The organism is Knoellia sp. AC549 (assembly GCF_979258975.1).
Genome location: NZ_OZ409890.1, coordinates 2,115,808 through 2,134,393 on the forward strand (window position 1 = coordinate 2,115,808; position 18,586 = coordinate 2,134,393).

The window sequence follows — 18,586 nt, forward strand, 5'->3', positions numbered from 1 at the left end:
CGGCGGTGTGTGTTTCGGTCAGGTGAGGTCGGCGCCGGAGAGGCGTTCGACGCCGCGAAGCAGGGCGGAGTGGTCGAGTCCGCCGTCGCCGTTGGCGCGGGCGCTGGCCATGAGCTGGGCCATGACCGCCCCCACGGGCAGGACGACGCCGGCCTCGCGGGCGGCGCTCGTGACGATGCCCATGTCCTTGTGGTGCAGGTCGATCCGGAAGCCCGGGTCGAAGGTGCGGGTCAGCATGTTCTGCTTCTTCTGGTTCAGGACGGCCGAGCCCGCGAGCCCGCCGCCGAGCACCTCGAGCGAGGCCTCCATGTCGACGCCGTAGGCCTCGAGGAAGACGACGGCCTCGGCGACGGCCTGGATGTTGGTCGCGACGATGAGCTGGTTCGCGGCCTTGACGGTCTGGCCGGCGCCGTGCGGTCCGACGAGCACGACGGTCTTGCCGACGGCGTCGAGGATGGGCTTGGCGGTGTCGAAGACGTCCTGCGTCCCGCCGACCATGATCGACAGGGCGGCGTTCTTGGCGCCGGCCTCGCCACCGGAGACCGGGGCGTCGAGGATCGGGAAGCCGTGGGCCGTGGCCTGCTCGGCCAGGGCGGCGGAGACGTCGGGCCGGATGCTCGAGAAGTCGATGATGAGGGTGCCCGGCTTGGCGTTGGCGAAGACGCCGCCCTCACCTTCGAGCACGTCGCGGACGTCGGGGCTGTCGGGGACCATGACGGCGACGACGTCGACGTCGGACACGGCCTCGGCGATGGACCCGGCGGCGGTGCCCCCTGCGGCGATGAGGTCCGCGGTGCGGTCCGGGGTGAGGTTGTAGCCGACGACGTCGTGGCCGGCGTTCTGCAGGTGGACCGACATGGGGCTGCCCATGATGCCCAGGCCGATGAAGGCGATGCGTGACATGTGAGTTCTCCTCGGGTGGTGACGGTCAGGCGGTGCGTGAGGTGGAGGTGGCGCTGCGGTGCTCGACCGGGAGCCAGGTGAGGCTCTCGTCGGTCGTGGTGGTCGGCTTGTACTCGAGGCCGACCCAGCCGTCGTAGCCGCGGTCGGCGAGGTTGGTGAGGAGTCCGTCGAGGTCGAGGTCGCCGGAGCCGGGCTCTCCGCGGCCGGGCGCATCGGCGATCTGCACGTGGGCGGTGAGGCCGGTGTGGGCCGCGACCGCAGCGGCCGGGTCGTCGCCGTTGTTGGCGAGGTGGAAGAGGTCGCAGAGGAAGCCGACGTTGTCGTGGCCGTCGGCCCGAACCTGCTCGACGACTGCCACCGCGTCGGCTGCGGTGCGCAGCGGGTAGGGCTTGGGGCCGCTCACCGGCTCGACGAGCACGGTGGCCCCGATCGATGCAGCGGCGTCGGCGGCGAGTCCGAGGTTGGTGCGAGCCAGCTCGTCCTGCTCCTGCGGGGTGGCGGAGTCGACCCGGACGCCGTAGAGCGCGTTGAAGGCGCTCACCCCGAGCTGCTTCCCGATGGCGACGGCGACGGGCAGGTTGGCCCGGAACTCCTCCGACCGAGCGGGGATCGAGAGGACCCCGGCGTCGGGACCGGCGAGGTCTCCGGCAAAGAAGTTGAGCCCGACGAGCTGCACTCCCGCGTCCCGCACGGCAGCGACGAAGGCGTCGACCTCGGCCTGCGGAGGGGTGGGCTGGTCCGGCCAGGGCCACCAGAACTCGATGGCGTCGAAGCCGGCGGCGCTGGCCGCGGCGGGTCGCTCGAGGAGGGGCAACTCGGTGAAGAGCATCGAGCAGTTCGCGAGGAACCGGAGGCCGTGGTCGGGTGTCATGTTGTCTCCTTAATTCCACATTATGGAAAAGTATTTCCAACAATTGAGAGAGTACGGGTCGGGATCAGGAGGCGTCAAGGTGGTGGATCGCGAATGAGACGAGCCGTGCGTGGGCACCCGAGGTGCTGACCTCGCTCACGGCCCACGGATAGGAGAAATCGGGGCGTGGGACGACATCGTGATCGCCGACCTCGAAGCCGCATGGCGCGTTCCTGGGGCCGATATGCCCCCCGCCGGGGGTCGTGGTCGTACCGCATCCCTCGTCCACATCCGTCGGGAAGCGCGTCCACGCCCCCGCAATCACCAAAGGAGCAGCACATGAAGTTGGCTTCGAAGTTTGCCTCCGTGGCCGCGGCTGCGGCCACGGCGTCCGTGGCGGTGGTGACGATGGCAGCGCCGGCCCATGCAGCAGACCACACCCTGTTCTCGGCGAGTGGCAAGGCCTACGGCTGGTACGACGATGCGAACAATCGACTCGTGATCTGCGACATGACCAACGGGGACGGCGACGGGGCGAATGCCTCGATCCAAGGGGGTGGATGGGCCTGGGGTGGCAACATCGTCTACAACGGCTGCGTGTCAGCTGGTGGGGTCGCTGATGGTGTGAGCGTCAGGATGACGGTCTGCGACTGGGTCTGGTCACAGGCGCAGCAGATGCAAACGACCACGGGCTGCAGGAACGACTGGTTCACGTCTTAACTGGCTCGCGGGACGCCAAGCGGCTGTCCTGCTGATCCCTCGGTGAGGGCAGGTGGATGGCCCGTCAGCCTCGACCGATTTGTGCCTGTCCTGCCTGAGTTCGTCGGCACGGCACCCACCCGACACACACCTGAGCAGCGCGCCTGAATGCTGGCGCTCGCTCGCCGCGAGCATCTCGACGGTCGATCTCTTCGACAGATCGCGGAGTTGACGGGTCGGACCCAGAGCGCGCGATCCGTCGAGCGCTCAACCAGGTAGGCGTGCGACGTCGAGGATCGGCAGTTCCGGCTGGGCCGACGGATCGAAAGGGCGCAGCCGACAGTCGCAATGACAATCGTCTACCGCGACATATCCCGGTCACGATGCGCCGGGGTCGCCTCTCGCCGGCCAGTGTCGCAATAGACCCGCCCGGCATATGGTCGCAACTACGTACCTCTATTGCTACCTATGTGTCAGTTCGGCGAGGAGGATGGCCTCATGTTGATCGGCTACGCGCGAGTGAGCACCGAGCGTCAGGATCTCGCATCACAGCGAGCAGAGTTGCGCCGGCTTGGTGTCGCGGACGAGCGGGTCTACACCGACAAGCGCACCGGCAAGAACAAGGATCGGCCGGGACTGCGCGAGGCGCTGGCAGCAGCCCGAGAAGGTGACACCCTCGTCGTCGCCAAGATGGACCGCTTGGCTCGGTCGGTGCCTGACGCGCGAGACATCGTCCAGGACCTCTACGAGCGGGGCGCACGTCTCCAGATCGGCTCATCGGTCCATGATCCAAATGACCCGGTCGGCAAGTTCCTCTTCAACGCGCTGGCGATGGTCGCGGAGTTCGAGCGCGACCTCATCGTGCAGCGCACCAGGGAGGGGTTGGCGATTGCCAAGGCCAACGGCCGGCTCTTGGGCACCAAGCCCAAGCTGAGCGATCGTCGAGCCAAGAAGCTCAAGGACGATTTCGACAGTGGCGACTTCACCCTCGCGGAGTTGGCCGAGGACTATCGAGTGTCCCGAGCCACGATCTACAGGACCCTGAAGCGGGCACAGGCGGACTGACTGGGCCACCGTCGTTCTGGCGGCGCGGCCAATGACCGATCCGCGGCAAATCCGGACGTTTCTGCTTGGAGGTCCTCGCCCACGTCATGTCGACCCTCTAGCCCCTTCCGCACTCAGGCTTGAGCGATGAGGGCTTCGAGGAGATCGCGAACGTCCTTGTTCCACCCGGCCGGGAGGGGCGCCACACCGGGCTCCAGGGCGTTGCCCCTGGTGTCATCGGACTTGAGCAAAATCAGCACCGCGGCCCGTCGGGTCTCGACGACCTCGAGCACCGTCCCGTCGATGTGCGTCGACGCGGCCATGGGAGCGACCCAGGTGGACGACCCATCCGAGAGCGGCGCAGAGCCTCTGGCGAAGGGCAGGTTCGGGAACTGGACGGCGGGGTTGATGCGCGCGGGGACGATGACGATCTCAAGGTGGTCGCTGATGTGGGTCGCACCGGGGCGGTGATCGCGCGTGACCTCGATCGACCGACCGCCTGCGCCGTAGGCAGGATTCTCGCCGAGCGGGCTGTTGCGGAAATCCCACTGCCCGCCAGACTTGGCTGCCCATGAACGGATCCGTCCCTCGCAGGCCGCGATTCCGTCCAGGGCGAGACACCCCACGGACAGCGGGGCGACTGGGGTCGAGGAAGCAGACCCACCTGGCACGGTCGACGTGTATGTGCGATCGAGGAGGGCAAGGCCGGGACCGAGCGCGAGGACACCGGCAGTCACCGCAGCAGCCGCACCGGCGGCCCGCACCCCACGGCGTCGCCGGAGTCGGGTTCGACCGCCCGCGAGGACGTCTTCCACCGTGAAGTCGGCCGATGGCAGGCTGCGATACGCAGCCCGGGATTCCTCAGTCAGCAGGCTCTGGTTCATGGCTCTACTCCCTTCATCGCGTGAGTCGGCAACAGCGCCCGCAGAGCGTGCAGCGCCGTACTGGTCGTGCTCTTCACCGTTCCGGTCGAGCAATTCATGAGTCGGGCGACCTCGTCGACCGACAGGTCCTCGAGATGTCGAAGCACCACTGCCATCCGTTGCCGAGGTGGAAGTTGCCGCAGCGCGTCCTGGAGCGTGAGGTGGGTCGCCACGGCCTCGGCGTGATCGGCGTGATCGCCGAAGATGTCTGCAGAGAAGTCCTCGGCAAGGACCTCGTTCTTCCACGCGTGCCGCCGTCGCTCAGATATGAGTGAGCGCACGAGCACCGTGCGGGCATAGGCCATGGGATCAGCCGCGGTTCGCTCGATCCGCGGCCACACGGCATACATCTTCTCCAAAGTGATCTGGACTAGGTCGTCGGCGCGATGGGCGTCGCGCGCCGTGGCGTGGGCCAGCGGACGAAGGCGGACCATCGCCTCGCCCGCGAACTCGCTGAACCGTGCATCCAGCTCGTTTCGCGTCATCCCCGGCACCCCCATACCTTGAAGACGCATCGAGCGGTTCCTGAGGTTCAGTCTCCTCCCTAAGGACCTCAGATGGTCTGACCGGTCAGGCCCCCGCGAAGCGCAATGCCGGGTCGTAACGACTCCGGCATCTCCAAGGCAGCATTCTCGCCCTCATCTGCACGAGCGGATCGCGGCAAAGTCGGACGAGCGTAGCCGTCCTCCACGCGGCAAAGTCGGACGAGCGTAGCCGTCCTCCACGCGGCAAAGTCGGACGAGCGTAGCCGTCCTCCACGCGGCAAAGTCGGACGAGCGTAGCCGTCCTCCACGCGGCAAAGTCGGACGAGCGTAGCCGTCCTCCACGCGGCAAAGTCGGACGAGCGTAGCCGTCCTCCACGCGGCAAAGTCGGACGAGGGTAGCCGTCCTCCACGCGGCAAAGTCGGAAGTGCTCGCGTCAGTCCTGGCGGCCCCGCCAGTCGATCATTCGCTCAGCCACATCTCTCCACCAGTCGATCGGCACGCCGCGCTCTTCCGCCTCTTCGATGAGCTCGGCGAACCGCTGGAGGACGGCCTCAGCGGTCACACCCTCCCAGCGTTCGGGATGGTCATGGGCGTCGTCGCGCAGGTCCCAGAAGTTGTCTACGAGCCTGCGCTCAGCGGTGGCCATGCTGGGATCCTAGGGAGTCCAACGGCACGCGATCGCCACGAGCGCGGATCGCGGCAGACGAGTGCGTTCGTGCTTCATGATCAGCGCATGCACCCCTCGTTGCCCACGGTCAGGTTGGAACTGTGGAGAGCCGACGCCATCGTGCTCTTCGACTGGCTGATGACAGTGGACATTGAATCGGTGCCCGTGACCCACCCGGCGGAAAAGCAGGCGCTCACGGACCTACTGGCACGCCTGGAGAGCGAGACCGACGTCCCTAACATCACTCAGACGGAGATCGATCAGGCGCGTGAAGAGGTCGCCCGTAACATGGGCTGGTAACGCCTCTACCGACGCCCTCACATCGGCATGAGCGGAAAGCGACCGAGCGTCGCAGACGCCCGGCCCAAAGGCTGAGTTGCGGGATGAGAAGGTGACGCAGTGACGACGGGTGGAGAGGGCAATGTGATCAAGGGCGAGGACCTCGAGGTGGCCGACGTTCAGTTGACTTCACTGCTGAGCAAGTGCGAGGCCGTCCTGCGCGGGACGTCGCTCAGCCCGTCGCGGCAGACCCTTATGACCAACAGGGTCTCGGCGCTGCGCACGGCGCTGGAGCTCGTGCACCAGGCGAGGGCGCAGGGGTTGTCGCAGTGACGACGACCTGCCGCACCATCGAGCATGCCAAGCGGATGAGAAGCCGCATCGAGACGCGCGTCTCTATCGGCGCGTTGGCTGGGTCTTCCTCGAACTCCTGCAGTTCCCAGACGCGCGGAGTGTCGTTCCCATGACTCCTTACTTGGAGTCATTCCGGCCCGCGCGCAGCTGGACCACGATGAACGTCACGCCACCGGTCGCCATCAGCCACGGCATCCACAAGCCTGCATTGACCCAGCGTTCTGTGTGCACGATGTCGTCCACGTCCATGGCACCGCCGGGCCGGTAAGCGGCACGGGCCGTGCCGTCTTCGTTCGTGTCGCCGTCGAGGACCACGTCAGCCTTGACTACGCGGCCATCGTGGCTGACCCATTGGCCTCGAATCGTGCAGCCGGAGTACCTCGGGCCGTTCTGGCACTCCCTGGACTGCTCGGTGAAGGTGCCCCACTGGGTCGGTAAGTCGCGATCAAGGAACTCCGCCACACCGATCGCCACCATGAAGGCGACCCAGAGGCCCGCGGCAACGACCTTGAGAACTCGTCCGATCGGCACGCCAGGATTCTACGGATCACCGCTGGACGGGTCCTGCGTTCCTTGCGGTCGTCGCAGAACGCCGGCCCAATGGCTGAGGCTCGGTGAGAAGGTGTCGCAGTGACGACCGCTTGGCGCGATAAGTGCCGGACGCACGTGTTGCTCGACGACGTAGTGGCGGCTGAACCGGGGGGAGGGCTCGGTCGCGGGGGTTCTACGCCAAGTGAAGATCGTTGCGGTGCGCAGAGAGATACCCGCAGTTCTAGCGAACTCAGGTTTGAGCTTTAGAGGTATGAGCGGTACGGGCGGTTAGTCCGTTGCGCGAAATTTCGTCCTGCGAGTCCAACCCTCGCGAAGGGGCGGCAGCAAGTTCGGCGAGCCGTTCCCCGGCGTGCGCTGTCGCGGCTTCGATGGCCCCGATGGCCACGGCACGATTGCCCAGCTGGGACAGCGCCAACTCTGGACGATTGATGACCCGCGACGCCAGGTCGCGGTCTACGGACGCCAACAGTTCCTCACCCGCCCGGGCAACCCCGCCACCGATAACCACCAGGCTGGGATCCAGAAGCATGGTGAGGACGGCAAGGCCAGCCGAGAACCGTGAGGTGACGCGTCGGATGATCGACGCGGCTACGGCGTCGCCCGCGGACGCTCTCTGGCAAAGCTGGGTGGTGACGTCTTCCAGCGCGCACTGACTCACGGCGTCGAGCAGCTCCGTCGAGTCGGCCTCTTGGGACATCTTGATGGCTAGGCCTCTGATGGCGGCGGCGCCCACAAGTCGCTCGAAAGAACCTGCTCCGTCGATGATGGCGTTTGTGGGTCGATCGGGGGTGTGGTCGAGGTCACCGATGAGGTCGATGAAGCCGAGTTCACCTGCCCCGGAGGTGGCACCTTTGTACGGGCGCCCGTCAAGGACTAGCCCTGCCCCGACGCGATTTCCCCAATGCACGTACGCGTAGTTCTTGCGGCCCTGTGCTGCCCCGCGAGTTCCTTCGGCGCGGGAAGCGTAGTTCATGTCGTTGTCGATGAGGACCGGGCACCCAAACCGCTTCCGCAAGGTGGCGGCGACTGGGAGGCCGGCCCACCCGGAAATGCTGGGGGCCACGGTGATCTCACCTGCGTCGTTGACCACGCCAGGGGTTCCGACTGCTAGGCACCAAAGCGAGTCCAGTGCAATGCCCGCCTGGGTTACGCAGTTCTCCACCGCCGACACCACAGCACTGACCACGGTGCTGCCTGACGGTGAAGTGGTCACATCGTGCTGAGCGATGATCTGGCCTTGTAGGTCGGCGATGAGCACTTGCACGCGGTGTGGACCGACCTCGAGGCCCGCCACATATCCGAGCTGGGCGCGGAACCGCACCTGGCCAGCGGGCCGTCCCACAGCCCCTTGCTGGTCGGCATCAAGGCGCTCTATGAGGGTCGCCTCGTCGAGGTCGCTGAGGGCTCGGGTCACGGCGGGGCGTGAAAGTCCCGTGCTCGTCATGAGCGAGGCGACGCTGACTGGACCATTCTTCGCACGCACGGCTCCCAGAACGGCCGTCCGGTTCAACGATCTCAGCACGTGTGGACCACTGGCGGGCTGACGTGTGGGGACTGACATGGTGCTCATCTTGTCCCGTCCTTTCGTTGAACTTCACTGGAATGTCTTGCGCGAGCTCAACCAGTGCTTTAGTTTCATATCGTACGTTACTAACCAACTTCCGATCTATGGTCGGGATCTAGGGATGAGGCAACGATGCCTGGTGTGTGGACCGTTCGACGACCCGACCGCTCGGGGCCATCGCTGACGTGGCGACGGCGTCTGGTGCCTACCGTGATGATGACGGCACTCGTCGCGGTCACTGCCGTGGTCATTCCTAGTTTCCCGGCTCGCGCGAGCCAGGCTGCTGCCGCCGACAAGGGCGCTTTTTCCACCGCAGCCGCGATGCAGGTGATTGAACGGGTGCTCCCGAAGGCCAACGGCAACGAGGTGCGTCTCGTCGCCCTTGCGCCCACGGGGAAGGAGACCTTCCGTGTCAGCCGAGACCACAACAAGGTCGAGATCTCGGGCACGAGTGTGTCGGCCCTCCTGAGGGGCTTCACCACTTACCTGCAAGACGTCGCCCAGGTGGACGTGTCATGGAATGGCGACTCACTGAGTCGCCTTCCCAAGAAGCTTCCCGCTGCCGCAGGCGACGATCGAGCGTTCCGCCAATGTCAGTCACCGGTTCGCACTCAACGACACCGATGACGGATACACCGGCGCGTACCGCACCTGGGAGGACTGGGAGCGCACCATCGACGTGCTCGCCCTTCAAGGCATCAAGGAGGTGTACATGCCGGTCGGTGCTGAGGCGGTCTACCTGGAGACGTTCAAGGAGTTCGGCTACACCGAGGCTGAGCTGTTGAACTGGACCCCCCAGCCCACGCACCAGCCGTGGTGGCTCCTTCAGAACATGTGCTGCTTCCCGAGCGAGATCTCGTTGACCGTGGTGAAGGAGCGCGCGGCCCTGGGGCTGAAGATTGCTGACCGGTTGCGGGAAGCTCGACATGGTCCCGGTTCTGCCCGGCTACTTCGGCACCGTGCCCCCGAGCTTCGCCGCCAAGAACCCGGGCGCCAAGATCGTGCCGCAGGGCGGCTGGGTCGGCTTCGAACGCCCGGATTGGCTCGACCCGACCGGACCGCAGTTCCGCGCCGTTGCGGAGTCGTTCTACCGTCACTCTGCAGCGCTGTTCGGGGACTCCTCCATGTACAAGATGGACCTGCTCCACGAGGGTGGCGTCGCGGGCAATGTCGACGTCGGTGCTGCGAGCAAGGGTGTCGAAACCGCCCTGCAGACCGCGCGCCCGGGGGCGATCTGGGCGATCCTGGGATGGCAGAACAACCCGCGCCCCGAGACCATCGAGGCCATCGACACGTCGAAGATGTTCATCGTGGACGGCTTGTCCGACCGCTACAACGGGCTCAACCGCGAAAGCTCGTGGAAGGGCACGCCTTACGCTTTCGGTTCGATCTGGAACTTTGGCGGTCACACCACGATGGGCGCCAACATGCGCGTGTGGAACGAGCGCTACTGGCAGTGGAAGGCCAAGCCAGACACCGCTCTGGACGGGATCGCGGTACTGCCCGAGGCCAGCGACAACAACCCCGCAGCCCTGTCCTACCTGACTGCGCTTGCCTGGGCCGAAGGGCCCGCGGACATGGACGAGTGGTTCGCCACCTGGGCAGGATCGCGCTACGGCGGCACGGATGCCAAGGCGAAGGAAGCCTGGGCAGCGATCGGCTCCACGGCATACGCCATGCCTTCCAACGGCTGGTCGGAAGCGCACGATGGACTGTTCGCGGCCAAGCCGAGTCTGACCGCAAGGACGGCAGCCACGTGGTCCCCGACCTCCGCGATGTACGACACGGCCGCATTCGCGAAGGCGCTGCCCTCACTGCTCTCCGTCGACCCCAAACTGCGCAATACCAGCGCCTACCGGTACGACCTGGTGGACGTGGCCCGCCAGGTCCTGTCCAACCGAAGTCGCGACCTCCTCCCACAGATCAAGACGGCCTACGACGCCAAGGACCAGGCGGCTTACGCCAAGCTCACGGCCGACTGGCTCGAGTCGATGCGACTCATGGAGCAGCTGACCGCCACCAACACCCAGACCATGCTGGGGCCCTGGCTTGCCGATGCACGCTCCTGGGGCACGACAGTCGCAGAGGCTGACAAGCTCGAGTACAGCGCCCGCAGCATCCTCACCATCTGGGGCAACCGCAGCGGCTTCAACTCTGGCCTGGCCGACTACGCCAACCGTGAATGGTCGGGACTCATTGGCACCTACTACCTTCCCCGCTGGCAGAGCTACTTCGACGAGCTCGGCTCGGCGATGTCGCAGGGCCGCGCGCCCAAGACCTTCGACTGGTTCGCCGATGGCGACACCTGGTCCAAGCGCACGGACGCCTTGCCCACGACTGCGACCGGTGACGTCCACAGCATCGCGACCTCAATCCTCGAGCACGTCCGTTCCCACCCCTCACCCCTGACGCTCACCCTGAGCTCGGACCGCGGTGCAGTGACGAGCGAGCAGCCAGCCGTGGTCACGGCTACCCTCACCAACCCCAACGCGTTCACGGAGGCCAGCAACATCGCCATCTCGCTCGCGCCGCAACCCGGGCTGACCGTGACGCCCGTCGGGCCCACCACCACCGCGACCCTCGCCCCGGGCGCAACCTTCACCGCGAAGTTCCAGGTGGCCGCGAGTGGGGCAGGCTCCACCACCCCCTTGGTGTCGTCCCTGACCGCAACGGCGTCGTATGCCATCGGCGCCGACAGCGCGCAGCGATCGGCCTTGGTCCGGCTCATGACCGCACAAGGAGTACAAGCACCCAACAAGACCGCCAGCTTCAACGGTGCGGTGTTCGGGCAGCGCGGCAACGAGTTCGCCATTGAAGGTGGCGGCGCCGACATGTGGGGCGGCACCAACCAGTTCGGCACCATCTACCGGGACGCGGCACTTGCCACGGGCCAAACGGTGACGACGCGGGTGCTCGCTCAGGACAACACCGGTCCTTGGGCCAGGGCCGGCATCGTGGTGCGTGACGATCTGGCTACCCAGGGCAGCAAGGGATTCCTCAACTTTGCCGTCACGCCCGGCAACGGGTGCGTGCTGTCCTTCGACTCGAACAACGACGGACAGCTGGATACCTACCGCCAGAGCGCGTCGTTCAAGGCACCAGTGCACCTCCGGCTGGGCCGCACCGGCGACACGTTCACGGCTGAATGCAGCAGCGACGGCCGAGCTGGACCCAGGTGGGCACAGCCACGGTGGCTGCGGCCGACGCCTCAGACGTCGGGCTTTTCATGACCGCTGCAGGATCCACTCGGGGTGTCGCACAGTTCTCCGGCTTCACGGTGACCAACCCACCGCCGCCCTCCGGACCCGGGGCAGGAGCCCACTTCCTGTCCGACCTGCCGTTCGCCTCCAGCACCTCACAGATCGGACCGTGGGAGCGCGACACCCACAACGGCGAAGCGGCCGCGGGTGACGGTGGGCCCATCCGCCTCGCCGGGACCACCTACGCCAAGGGACTCGGCGGCAACGCCAACGCCGAGGTGACCTTCACACTGGGTGGAGCGTGTACCCGCTTCCAGAGCCTGGTCGGTATCGACGACACGATGAACCGCGCCGACGCCGACGGAGACGTCGAGGTCGAGGTCTGGGCGGATAGCCAGCGCGTCTATGCCAGCGACGTCATATCTGGCGGCGAACCGCCACGCTCCATCGACGTCGACACGACCGGTGCAACGACCCTGAAGCTGGTGGTCAAGCAGTCCGACGTCAACAACTGGTGGGATCGCACCGACTGGGCTAACGCACGCATCACCTGCAGCTGACTCGCCCGCTCGATGCTGCGGTAGATCGTCGTTATCGAGACGATCTACCGCAGCATCAAGCGTGCCAAGTGGATGGAGGCGGAGGATCAAGATGCGCGTCTCCAGTAGCGCCTATGCCCGCGAGTTGGGTGTCGACAAGCGCCTAGTTGAACTTCTTTCGGCTCCTGGTACTCTGCCGGTCCTCCAGAAACGAGGGCGGATGTATCAGCTGGAGCGCGAGGCCCTACCGCCGCCGACGAAGCCAAGCAAGGCAGGCCAACTGCGACCCGCGCCACCCCGGCTATAGAACTCAGCTCACCCGCTGACTCGAGACCGGAACCTGCGAAGGGATGTAGTCACTCCGCACGAACGATGAGTCGCGAGTCGAGGACGTAGTCTTCGGAGGCCAGGCCACCGAGAACCGTCCCGAATCTCGGCCGGAAGAAACTGCGACGCGGTTTGTTAGCCAGCCGTCCGGTACACGAGGCGGGACACCCACTTGTCGCGGGTGGGGTCGTAGCCCAAAACGTTGCAGGGAACGACGATCTTCGTCCACGAGGAGTTGTATGCGGGTTGGGCCGCCCGGCATTTTTCGAGGCTGCGAGCCGCTGTATCCGCGTAGAAGAACACGCTCGTGTCGCCGCTCGCCTGAGCGGACGGGGCGCTAATCCCGGCCACAGTGGCGGTTCCCAGAATGGCGAGAGCGGTGGCAGCAAACTTCCGACGCATCAGCAGAATCCTTTCATCTCGGCGAGGCCGAGGCCTGACGGCCGCTGTGAACCTAGCCAGCCTTTTGCATGGGAGCCGGTGAGGGCCGCTCGGGTATGAGTGTCGGCTGCTCCCGGGTGTGGGGTGGGGTAAGTGACCGTCCACAGCCACGGACAGCGATTGCCTGTCCAGGAGTTCGCGGGCTTCGAGACGGGGCTGGGGGGCGGGTGGGGGTCCGGTCAGCCGGAGACGTCGAGCAGGCGACGGTGTGCGGCCAGTGCGGCGCCGGTCACGACGGCTTCGTCGACCGTGACCAGCCGGTCGCGTTCGACGACGGGGCGACCCGCGACCGTGAGGAGCTCCAGCGGCGGCGTGACCCCGAGGACGAGCGCCGCCACGGGGTCGACGACGCCAGCGTGAGCGAGAGTGTCGAGCCGCCACAGGGCGAGGTCGGCCTGCTTGCCCACCTCGAGGGAGCCGATCTGGTCGTCCCAGCCGAGGACGCGAGCGCCGCCCATCGTGGCCGAGTGCAGGGCATCCCGCACCGTGAGCGCGCGTGGGCCGCCACGCGCCCGGGCGACGAGCACCGCCTGACGCACCTCGGCGATGAGCGAGCCGGCCTCGTTGCTGGCCGTCCCGTCGACGCCCAGGCCGACGGGTGCTCCGGCAGCCCGCAGGTCGTGCACCCTGGCGATGCCTGCGCCGAGCCGTGAGTTCGACGAGGGGCAGTGTGCGACACCGGTTCCGGTGCGGGCGAGCTCCGCGATCCCGGCGTCGTCGAAGTGGATCCCGTGGGCGAACCACACGTCCGGCCCGAGCCACCCCAACGAGCCCATGTGGTCGACCGGCGAGGCACCGAAGTGCTCGCGGCAGTAGGCGTCCTCGTCGAGGGTCTCGGCGACGTGGGTGTGCAGCCGCACGCCTTTGTCGCGGGCGAGCGCCGCCGACTCCACGAGCAGCTCCTTGCTCACCGAGAACGGCGAGCAGGGTGCGAGCCCGATCCGCAGCATCGAGTCGGGTGAGGCGTCGTGGTGCTCGTCGATCGCCGCGACGCTGGCGGCAAGGATCTTGTCGACGTCCTCGACGACGTGGTCCGGCGGTAGTCCTCCGCGGGACTCGCCGAGGTCCATCGACCCACGAGTGGCCAGGAACCGCAGCCCGACCGCGCGGGCCGCCTCGATCTCGGCGCCGAGCACGTCACCACCGTCGCGGGGGAAGACGTAGTGGTGGTCCATCGACGTGGTGCAGCCGGTGCGAGCCAGCCAGGCCAGCCCCGCCGTCGCGGAGGCGCCGACCACGTCCTCGTCGATGCGCGCCCAGACCGGATAGAGCGCGGTCAGCCACTCGAAGAGCGTGGAGTCGACGGCGAGCCCGCGGGTCGCCCACTGGTAGAGGTGGTGGTGGGTGTTGACCAGGCCCGGGGTGAGCAGGCACCCGCGGCCATCCACCCGCCGCGCACCGGCCAGCTCAGGTGTGTACGGCGCGGGCCCGGACCCGACCGCCACGATCCGGGAGCCGGCGACGACGACGTGCCCCACGGCATACTCGCTGCGGTTGCCGTCCATCGTGACGACCGCACAGCCGTCGACGATGACCATCGGGCCGTCGGCGGTGCGCATACCCTCAGCTGCCCCGGTACGTGGAGTAGGCGAACGGGCTGAGCAGCAATGGCACGTGGTAGTGCGCCTCGGGGTCGAGGACCTCGAAGACCAGCTCCACCACGGGATAGAAGGTCTGCGTCTGCGTGCGTGCGAACCAGTCACCGGTCTCGAATCGGAGCCGATACTGCCCGCTCTCGAGGGACAGTCCCTGCGTCAGCTCGGGACAGCGCCCGTCGGGGTCGGTCGTGCCGTGGCCGACCTCCTCACCGCCCACCCGTTCGAGCCGGAGGACCATCCCAGCGGCCGGCCGGCCATGGACGGCGTCAAGGACATGGGTGGAGATGCTCATGGGGTCCCTTCCTGGGGTGGACGGGCCGGATCGGTTGAGGGTGGGACGGGTGGGTTGCGGTTCACCGCGTCCATGTCGACCAGCCGCAGCCGCGTGATGCGTGCCAGCTCTCGTCGGACGACGTCGAGCTCTCTTTCCGGGTCGTTGCCGAGACGCTCGTGGAGCAGACTCACCAGCTCCTCGGCGCTGCGTCCGGCCGCCGCCACGAGATAGATGCGGCCGAACTGGTGCTCGTAGTCGGCGTTGCCCCGTGCCATCGCGGCCTGAAGGGAGTGGTCGGCCGCGGCCATCCCGGACTGCTCCCTGGCCGACCTGGCCTCTGACTCGGCGTCCATGCCAGCGGCCGACTCCCCGATCCGGGGATGGCCTGACAGCGCAGCGTCGATCTCGGACTCTGCCAAGGAGGTCACGATGTCATCGGAAGCGGCAAGCAGGCTGTCCAGGTCGGCATACGGTCGCCCTGCCACCAACGTGTCCGCCCAGGCGGGGGACGCGGTCAGCCGCATCAGGTCAGCACGTAGTGCCATGGCGTCGGTGTCGTTGAACTGCGTGAGGTCTGGCACGAGTGTCCTTCGGTGAAGGCCGCCTGGCCGGGTGCGGGGTCGCACCCGGCCTGGACGACTGGTCAGTGGGTTCGTTGCAGCTTCGCGGACCCAGACTCCCTCAGCGGGGCGGTGTCAGCCACGGAGTCCGCCAACCGGTGGTTGGCGATCTTCGCGATCTCCAGCAGGGCGGCCGCGTGCTCCTGGGTTGCAGAGTTGTCCAGTCGTTGCCAGGCCTGTTCGAGCACCTGGTCAGAGCTGAGCTCACGAGCCGCGACGATCAGCGGGATGCCGAACTTCTCGCGGTAGGCGACGTTGAGCTCCCCGAAGGTCATCGCCTCGTCCTCGCCGAGGAAGGTCAGCCCAGCCGCCGCCTGGTCGGTGTACGACCGGTCCTCGCGGTCGGTGGTGGACAGGTCCTCCCCGGCGAGCGTCGGGTAGCTGCGCATGAGCGCGGTCTGCTCCTCGGTGCTCAGGGCGAACAGCTCGTCCTGCATGGCCGCTCGCAACGCGTTGGCGTCGGCGAAGGGGCGGCGGTCGGCGACCTTCTCTGCGATCCCGGCCTCACCCTGGTAGGACGGGCTCACCAGCGCGACGAACTCCGCCCTGCTCAGCTCGTTGACCTTGCGGATGTCCGCGGCCGCAGCCTTGGCCTCGTCCCGGCGTCCGCCGTAGTAGTTCAGGACCAGGTTGAGCAGGATGGCGGCCGCGGAGCCGGCGGTGATGCCAGAGTTCAGGAAGGTGGCGAACGCGCTGGGCAGCTGGTCGAAGAAGGGTGAGTCGCCGCCGATCGCGGCGGTGCCGACCGGGAGCATCGCGACGCCCAGTGCGGTGGCAACCACGACGACATTGCGGTGGTCGGTGAGGTCTGCGCGACCCAGGGTCTGGATACCCACCGCGGCCACGGTGCCGAACATCACCAGTGCGCCACCGCCGAGCACCGAGTGCGGGATGGCCTCGACGACCGCGCCTGCCTTGGGGATGAGGCCGAGGATGATCATGATGACACCGGCTGTGACGACCACCCAGCGGCTCTTGACCCTGGTGAGTCGCACCAGCCCGACGTTCTCGGCGAAGCAGGTGTAGGGGAAGGAGTTCATCACTCCGCCCAGGGCCGTGGCGAGCCCGTCGGCGCGCAGCGCTGCGGCGATGTCGGACTTCTTGATCGTCTTCTCGACGATCTGTCCGGTCGCGTAGACGTCACCGGTGGTCTCGACCGCGGTGATGAGCATGACCACGACCATCAACAGGATGGGCAGCACAGCGAACTTGGGAGCACCGAAGAAGAACGGCGCCGTGAACCCGACCACGTCGGCGTTGCCGACGCCGCTGAAGTCGGCGACCCGGCCGCCCGATCCGTCGGGGATGAAGGCCGCGATCGCCGTGAAGACACCCAGGCCGATCAGGACCGCGACGGTGCTCAGGAACCCGCGTCCGAACCGGGTGACCAGCAGGATCAGGGTGATGGTGCCGAAGGCAAGGGCCAGGTTGGTGGGGCTGCCGAACGTGAGGTTGGCCGGCACCACATCGGGGTTGTAGAAGGCGAAGACGCCTCCCCCCGCGTCCCAGGCCGCCACCGGCAGCAGGGCGACGCCGATGATGGTGATGACACTGCCGGTGACCACCGGCGGGAAGAAGCGCACCAGCTTGCTGAAGTAGGGCGCGATGAGGAGCGTGAAGAGCCCGGCGACGATGACCGCACCGTAGATGTAGGGCAGCGACGCGGCGCCGGCCTCTGCTCGGGCCGCCGCGTCCTGGATGGTCGGGTCCGCGCCGTAGTCGAGGCCGATGACGATCATCGGGGACACGGCCGTGAAGGTCACGCCCTGGAGAAGGGGCAGGCGGACGCCGATCTTCCAGATACCGGCGGCCTGCAGGATGGAGGCGATGCCACAGGTGAAGAGATCGGCTTGGATCAGGTGGATCAGCTGCTCCTCGTTCAGCCCGATCGCGTTCGCAAGGAGGATGGGGACGATGATGGCGCCGGCGTAGAACGCCATCACGTGCTGGAAGCCGTAGATCGCGAGCTGCTGCGGGGGCAGCACCTCGTCGACGGGGTGGACGGCGCGCTTGGGACGCGTCCCGGTGGTGCTCGTGCTTGTGCTCATGTCACACCTTCACTGGTAGTGCCAACTTTGGGGGGCGCGCCCGATCGCGCTGCCTCCGGCTGCGGTGCGCCGGAGAGCGGGGTGTTTCGTGGTCCGTGGATCAGGTGAACGCGGGGACTGCTGTCCAGGCCGCGCCGGGGTCCGACGCGCCGTCGCGCAGCACGGTGGCCTCGATGAGCCCGTAGGGCCGGTCGGCCGCCATGAAGACCTCACCGTTGTTCTCGGTGCCGAACGGGGAGAGGTCATAGAGGAAGTGGTGCTTGTTGGGCGCGGCGAACCGGATCTCGGCCACCTCGGGGTGCGCCTTCAGGGCGTCGTCACCCATGACGAACAGGGTCTCCTGCAGGGCCCGGCTGTGGGTGCGGGCGAAGGCGGCGAGCAGGATCGAGCGGATGCTCTCGTAGGTGCCGTCCCAGTCGAAGCCCTCGACGTCCTCGATCGTGTCGAGGTCGTAGCGCCACCGTGCCGTGAGCGAGGTCGCCATGACGCGGTCGTCGGTCTCCTGCAGGGTGGTGTAGCCGTCCTTGAGGTAGCCCTTGAACTCGGATCCCGTGGACTTGAGGACGGTGAGGTCGGTGAGCCCGCCGAGGACGGAGACCTTCTGCTCCGCGCCACGTCCTTCGACGGTCACGACGCTGGTGCGGGTCTCGGTGCCGCGGCGCACGAAGCTGTGGTCGTGCTCGCTGCCGTCGACCGTGATGCGGTCCCAGACGTACTCCTCGAGCCGGATCTGTGCAGCGGTGGCTGCGGGCGCCGCGACGAGGAAGTGGGTGCCGAGCGCGATGGCGTAGTCCTCGGGGGAGGTGACGCCGTGCTCCTTGGCGTAGGCGAACGCCGTGTTCTTCTGGGTGTCCGTCGGGAGGATCTTGGCCTGGTCGCCGGTCGTGTGTGCCTCGTCGAAGTCGCCCCGCAACGAGGTCGAGACGTTGAGGTCGCGGATCTCGTGACGGTCGGTCTCGCGATAGATGCGGACGACCCGGTTCTCCGCCTTGCCGTACTGGTTCGATCCGAGGAAGGTGGTCATGGCAGTGCGCTCCTGGTGCGTCAGACCCCCGCGGCCGAGTCCGACGTCTTTGTCGTGATCAAGAGGAACCTAGTTTCCATGAACCGGAAACTTTATACCGACTGCCGGAAATAGTAGGGTGGTCGTCGGGGTCCGTCAATGGCCCGGAGGGAACTTTGTGGCCGGTCTTGGCGGCTGACGGTGCGCTGAGCATC

18 protein-coding genes and 2 pseudogenes are annotated in these 18,586 nt (G+C 67.0%); 8 read left to right on the forward strand and 12 right to left on the reverse strand.

The genetic code is table 11. The features are described from left to right. Positions 1–18 precede the first annotated feature (18 nt). Together ACZZ98_RS10180 and ACZZ98_RS10185 are read right to left on the reverse strand one after the other, a co-directional pair. Positions 19–915, reverse strand: a pseudogene (locus tag ACZZ98_RS10180) (2-hydroxy-3-oxopropionate reductase); the annotation flags it as partial. Positions 916–928: 13 nt separating this feature from the next. Further along, positions 929–1,774 carry a hydroxypyruvate isomerase family protein gene (locus tag ACZZ98_RS10185; RefSeq protein WP_463516130.1) on the reverse strand — a complete coding sequence of 282 codons (846 nt, stop codon included), beginning with the start codon at positions 1,772–1,774 and terminating at the stop codon, positions 929–931. Positions 1,775–2,092: 318 nt separating this feature from the next. On the opposite strand from ACZZ98_RS10185, the gene ACZZ98_RS10190 reads away from it, so the two are divergent. Both ACZZ98_RS10190 and ACZZ98_RS10195 read left to right on the forward strand, forming a co-directional pair. Beyond that, on the forward strand, positions 2,093–2,473 hold the full coding sequence (locus ACZZ98_RS10190; RefSeq protein WP_463516131.1) for a hypothetical protein: 381 nt from the start codon (positions 2,093–2,095) through the stop codon (positions 2,471–2,473). Positions 2,474–2,950: 477 nt separating this feature from the next. Then, entirely contained in the window at positions 2,951–3,517 is a 567-nt protein-coding gene (locus ACZZ98_RS10195) for a recombinase family protein (protein ID WP_463516132.1), read from the forward strand. Positions 3,518–3,630: 113 nt separating this feature from the next. Here ACZZ98_RS10195 and ACZZ98_RS10200 read toward each other — a convergent pair whose 3' ends face one another. The 3 genes from ACZZ98_RS10200 to ACZZ98_RS10210 all read right to left on the reverse strand — a co-directional run bounded on the left by ACZZ98_RS10200 (position 3,631) and on the right by ACZZ98_RS10210 (position 5,551). Continuing rightward, positions 3,631–4,380, reverse strand: a complete 750-nt coding sequence (locus ACZZ98_RS10200) for a hypothetical protein (RefSeq protein WP_463516133.1) — start codon at positions 4,378–4,380, stop codon at positions 3,631–3,633. After that, entirely contained in the window at positions 4,377–4,904 is a 528-nt protein-coding gene (locus tag ACZZ98_RS10205) for a SigE family RNA polymerase sigma factor (RefSeq protein WP_463516134.1), read from the reverse strand. The genes ACZZ98_RS10200 and ACZZ98_RS10205 overlap by 4 nt, the downstream gene beginning before the upstream one ends. A gap of 434 nt (positions 4,905–5,338) precedes the next feature. Beyond that, positions 5,339–5,551: a hypothetical protein gene (locus ACZZ98_RS10210; protein WP_463516135.1), complete on the reverse strand. Its 213-nt coding sequence runs from the start codon at positions 5,549–5,551 to the stop codon at positions 5,339–5,341. Positions 5,552–5,638: 87 nt separating this feature from the next. Between ACZZ98_RS10210 and ACZZ98_RS10215 the strand changes: the two genes are divergently transcribed. Then, positions 5,639–5,872 carry a hypothetical protein gene (locus tag ACZZ98_RS10215; protein ID WP_463516136.1) on the forward strand — a complete coding sequence of 78 codons (234 nt, stop codon included), beginning with the start codon at positions 5,639–5,641 and terminating at the stop codon, positions 5,870–5,872. 99 nt (positions 5,873–5,971) lie between these two features. Further along, the gene (locus tag ACZZ98_RS10220) at positions 5,972–6,184 is read left to right on the forward strand and encodes a hypothetical protein (protein ID WP_463516137.1); all 213 of its coding nucleotides are present in this window, start codon (positions 5,972–5,974) and stop codon (positions 6,182–6,184) included. Positions 6,185–6,322: 138 nt separating this feature from the next. On the opposite strand, the gene ACZZ98_RS10225 is transcribed toward ACZZ98_RS10220, so the two are convergent. Together ACZZ98_RS10225 and ACZZ98_RS10230 are read right to left on the reverse strand one after the other, a co-directional pair. Then, on the reverse strand, positions 6,323–6,736 hold the full coding sequence (locus tag ACZZ98_RS10225) for a hypothetical protein (protein ID WP_463516138.1): 414 nt from the start codon (positions 6,734–6,736) through the stop codon (positions 6,323–6,325). A 250-nt stretch (positions 6,737–6,986) separates the two neighbouring features. Then, positions 6,987–8,171, reverse strand: a complete 1,185-nt coding sequence (locus ACZZ98_RS10230; protein ID WP_463516139.1) for an ROK family protein — start codon at positions 8,169–8,171, stop codon at positions 6,987–6,989. A gap of 366 nt (positions 8,172–8,537) precedes the next feature. Between ACZZ98_RS10230 and ACZZ98_RS10235 the strand changes: the two genes are divergently transcribed. The 4 genes and pseudogenes from ACZZ98_RS10235 to ACZZ98_RS10250 all read left to right on the forward strand — a co-directional run bounded on the left by ACZZ98_RS10235 (position 8,538) and on the right by ACZZ98_RS10250 (position 12,081). Beyond that, entirely contained in the window at positions 8,538–8,948 is a 411-nt protein-coding gene (locus ACZZ98_RS10235) for an alpha-N-acetylglucosaminidase N-terminal domain-containing protein (RefSeq protein ID WP_463516140.1), read from the forward strand. Next, positions 8,896–9,174 (forward strand): annotated as a pseudogene (locus tag ACZZ98_RS10240) (alpha-N-acetylglucosaminidase TIM-barrel domain-containing protein); the annotation flags it as partial. The gene ACZZ98_RS10235 and the pseudogene ACZZ98_RS10240, both read left to right, overlap by 53 nt. 73 nt (positions 9,175–9,247) lie before the next feature. Further along, complete coding sequence (locus ACZZ98_RS10245) at positions 9,248–11,551, forward strand: alpha-N-acetylglucosaminidase (RefSeq protein WP_463516141.1); 2,304 nt, start codon at positions 9,248–9,250, stop codon at positions 11,549–11,551. Next, the gene (locus ACZZ98_RS10250; protein WP_463516142.1) at positions 11,548–12,081 is read left to right on the forward strand and encodes an NPCBM/NEW2 domain-containing protein; all 534 of its coding nucleotides are present in this window, start codon (positions 11,548–11,550) and stop codon (positions 12,079–12,081) included. The genes ACZZ98_RS10245 and ACZZ98_RS10250 overlap by 4 nt, the downstream gene beginning before the upstream one ends. A gap of 926 nt (positions 12,082–13,007) precedes the next feature. Here the strand turns inward: ACZZ98_RS10250 and ACZZ98_RS10255 are convergent. The 5 genes from ACZZ98_RS10255 to pucL form a co-directional block, all read right to left on the reverse strand. Continuing rightward, the gene (locus ACZZ98_RS10255; RefSeq protein WP_463516143.1) at positions 13,008–14,387 is read right to left on the reverse strand and encodes an 8-oxoguanine deaminase; all 1,380 of its coding nucleotides are present in this window, start codon (positions 14,385–14,387) and stop codon (positions 13,008–13,010) included. Positions 14,388–14,391: 4 nt separating this feature from the next. Next, entirely contained in the window at positions 14,392–14,718 is a 327-nt protein-coding gene (uraH, locus tag ACZZ98_RS10260) for a hydroxyisourate hydrolase (protein ID WP_463516144.1), read from the reverse strand. Continuing rightward, a complete protein-coding gene (uraD, locus tag ACZZ98_RS10265; RefSeq protein WP_463516145.1) occupies positions 14,715–15,281 on the reverse strand; it encodes a 2-oxo-4-hydroxy-4-carboxy-5-ureidoimidazoline decarboxylase in 567 nt (188 codons plus the stop codon). Before uraD (ACZZ98_RS10265) ends, uraH begins: the two co-directional genes overlap by 4 nt. A 62-nt stretch (positions 15,282–15,343) precedes the next feature. Then, on the reverse strand, positions 15,344–17,368 hold the full coding sequence (uraD, locus tag ACZZ98_RS10270; protein ID WP_463516146.1) for a 2-oxo-4-hydroxy-4-carboxy-5-ureidoimidazoline decarboxylase: 2,025 nt from the start codon (positions 17,366–17,368) through the stop codon (positions 15,344–15,346). A 100-nt stretch (positions 17,369–17,468) separates the two neighbouring features. After that, positions 17,469–18,392 (reverse strand): factor-independent urate hydroxylase, encoded by a 924-nt coding sequence (gene pucL, locus ACZZ98_RS10275; protein ID WP_463516147.1) that lies wholly within the window; start codon positions 18,390–18,392, stop codon positions 17,469–17,471. Between the last annotated feature and the right edge of the window lie 194 nt (positions 18,393–18,586).